We start from the raw sequence: 2,865 nt of genomic DNA on the forward strand, positions 1-2,865 counted from the left end.
GTGGCGCGGCCCATGAGGGGTGTCCTTTTCAGTTGGTCTTGCAGGGTGCAGTAGAGCCTATGCGCCGTGGATGCGACTCGCGGAATTGTCAGTGAATTTGTGACGTCCTCAGGCCCGCTGCTCGCGCTTTGGCCTGGAGAGTCTTGACGTCCTCACCTGTGAGTCGGGATGCGCGCCAGACGCCCGAGGTTCCAACGAGTTCGACGAGCGCGACATCGACCTTGCGATTGGCCGCATCGAGTCGCTGCTGCTGGCGGTCTCGCGCCTTCCGCGCTGCGATGACTGCCTGGAGGGCTTTGGACTCGAGTTTCTGCGCCTCGCGCAGTCGGGTCCTTGCCTGGTCATTGACGGGGTATTGCTCCGGCATCTCGGGAGCCTTTCCTGTTCGAGGTTGCTGTACTCCTCGACTACCGCGGGATCGGGTCACCCTTGGTCTGTATGGGTGGACGCGCGAGCGGGATCGTCATCGCCTCGTTCGGCGTGGCGCTCCGATACTCGGGCTCACCGACCAATGTGACGTAGGCCTTCATCGCCACTGACCTCGATCGTCGTCCAGCACTCCGTGCGATTCACCAGTTCGTTGCTCGGAGCGCCCTCCCATCGCCCACTCCCGCACGATCTGGGCACACACCCGCAGCCCCGCGCCCACGACCCACTCGCCACCCTTTGGCCAAGCCACTCCCATTGCGCCACACGTCTGGCACCACAGGTGGCCGCGTGGCGGGCTCGGGCGCGGATGGTGACCCCCAGGTCGCGTGTTCTAGGCGTGACGATGTCGATCAGGCGGATGACCCTTGGTGCCGGATTCCGGTACCTGATGTCCTCGGTCGCCCGCTCCGATCAGGCGGGGCGGACCTCCGATCCGCTGACCGCGTACTACACGGCCGAGGGCACTCCGCCGGGCCGGTTCCTCGGCGCCGGCCTCACCGGCCTGGGCGCTGGCCGAGGCATCGAGAGGGGAGCGATCGTCACCGAGGAGCACCTGTGGCGCATGCTCGGCATGCTGCAGGACCCGGTCACCGGAGCGCCGCTGGGCCGGCCGGTGGGGGCCGGCTCAGCGGCATACATTGATGCGGCTGGGAAGACCCGCAAGGGGCGGAAGCCGGTGGCCGGGTTCGACCTGACGTTCTCCGTGCCGAAGTCGGTGTCGGTGGCGTGGGCCCTGGCCGACGACGCGACCCGGGCGAGGTTCTATGCCGCGCACCAGCGGGCGCTGCAGTTCGTGATCGGCTACGCCGAGCGGCAGGTGTTCGCCACCCGCACGGGCCGCGGGGGCGTCGTCTCTCAGGACGTGCGCGGGGTCGTCGCGGCGGCGTTCGACCACTGGGACTCGCGCTCAGGTGACCCGCAGCTGCACACGCACGTCGTCGTGCTCAACCGAGTTCAGGCTGCCTCGGATGGTGGCTGGCGGACCTTGGACTCGAAGGCCCTATTTCGTGCCGCTGTGGGGCTGTCGGAGCTGTACAACGGCGTGCTCGCGGACCTGCTGACTGCCGAGCTCGGAGTGGCCTGGGACGCGCAACGGCGGGCCCGGTCGACCGAGCCGAAGTGGGAGATCGCGGGTGTGCCGCAGGCGCTGCGCGAGGAGTTCTCCATGCGCACCAGCCAGATCGAGGCCGTCAAGGAGGACCTCATCGCAAGCTTCGTCACCTCGCACGGGCGGCAGCCGACCAGCACTGAGGTCCTCAAGCTGCGGCAACGCGCCACTCTGGAGACCCGCCCGGACAAGGATCTACGGCCCCTGTCGCAGCTGGTCACCGGATGGCGGCGGCGTGCTCAGCAGTATGTCGGGGCGGAGCCGGAGGCGTGGGTCGCCGGGCTTGCCGGCCGGAATGATCTGCCGCTGCTGCGGGCGTCGGACCTGGCGGAGGAGATCCTCGCCGATGCGGCCCGCGTCGCCGTAGATAAGGTGGCGGCCAAGCGGGCTACGTTCACCCGTGCGAACCTGCTCGCGGAGGTGCTCCGGCAGGTCGCCGGGGTCCGGTTCGCGGACCCGGGCGAGCGGGTCACGGTCGCGGAACACGTCACCCATCTGGCTCTCGAGCAGGTGGTCCGGCTCACTCCCGAGGACGTCGGGATCGAGCTGCTCCCGGAAGGGTTACGGCGTCCTGACGGGGCGTCGCGGCTGCGGCCCCGGGACGCGATCCAGTACACGACCACGACGCTGCTCGAGGCCGAGGAGCGGCTGCTCGCCGCCAGCCGGCAGGTCGACGGTCCTTGCGTGGATACCGGTGTCGCTGCTGGCGTCGCGGCCGGTCCGTTGCCTGGACGTGACCATCCGCTCTCGGCGGAGCAGGCGGACGCTGTATGCCGCATCGCTGGCTCTGGGCGCGTCGTTGACCTTCTCGTCGGGCCGGCCGGGACGGGGAAGTCCACGACGATGGCCGGGGTGCGTGCAGTCTGGGAAGCGCAGCACGGGCCGGGGTCCGTGGTCGGACTTGCCCCGTCCGCGGCGGCCGCGCATGTGCTCGCCGAGGCCGTCGGTGTGCCGACGGAGAACACCGCGAAGTGGCTGATCGAGACCACGCGACAGCCCGAACGGAAAGCGATACTCGCCAGGCTACGTGCGCGCCTGGACCGGGCCAGCCCGTCTTTGCGGACCCGCGCGCTGGTGCGGGAAGCGCACAGGACCACCGACGAGATGGAGCGTTGGGGACTGCGTGCTGGCCAGCTGGTCATCATCGACGAGGCGTCCATGACAGGGACGCTCGAGCTCGACCAGATCACCACCCTCGCTCGTGACGCCGGGGCGAAGGTCCTGCTCGTCGGGGACTGGGCACAGCTCTCGCCGGTATCCGCCGGGGGAGCGTTCAAGCTGCTCGCCACGGACCGCGATGACACGCCAGAACTTCTCGACGTGCGCCG

General features: G+C 69.3%; 3 protein-coding genes. 1 reads left to right on the forward strand and 2 read right to left on the reverse strand.

What is annotated here, in order from left to right; all coding sequences use genetic code 11:
- Positions 1-88: 88 nt before the first annotated feature.
- On the reverse strand, positions 89-367 hold the full coding sequence (locus tag N864_RS24890) for a hypothetical protein (protein WP_155893047.1): 279 nt from the start codon (positions 365-367) through the stop codon (positions 89-91).
- Positions 368-407: 40 nt separating this feature from the next.
- On the reverse strand, positions 408-530 hold the full coding sequence (locus N864_RS26285) for a hypothetical protein (RefSeq protein WP_276203112.1): 123 nt from the start codon (positions 528-530) through the stop codon (positions 408-410).
- Positions 531-772: 242 nt separating this feature from the next.
- On the opposite strand from N864_RS26285, the gene mobF reads away from it, so the two are divergent.
- Positions 773-2,865: MobF family relaxase (mobF, locus tag N864_RS20945; RefSeq protein ID WP_240474437.1), on the forward strand; the 2,093-nt coding region annotated here is incomplete at its 3' end.

The organism is Intrasporangium chromatireducens Q5-1 (assembly GCF_000576575.1).
GTDB lineage: Bacteria > Actinomycetota > Actinomycetes > Actinomycetales > Dermatophilaceae > Intrasporangium_A > Intrasporangium_A chromatireducens.

What these genes read in the sequence shown, in the direction of transcription:
- N864_RS26285 (WP_276203112.1), bottom strand. Translation starts at nt 530, where the DNA reads ATGAAGGCCTACGTCACATTGGTCGGTGAGCCCGAGTATCGGAGCGCC.
- N864_RS24890 (WP_155893047.1), bottom strand. Translation starts at nt 367, where the DNA reads ATGCCGGAGCAATACCCCGTCAATGACCAGGCAAGGACCCGACTGCGC.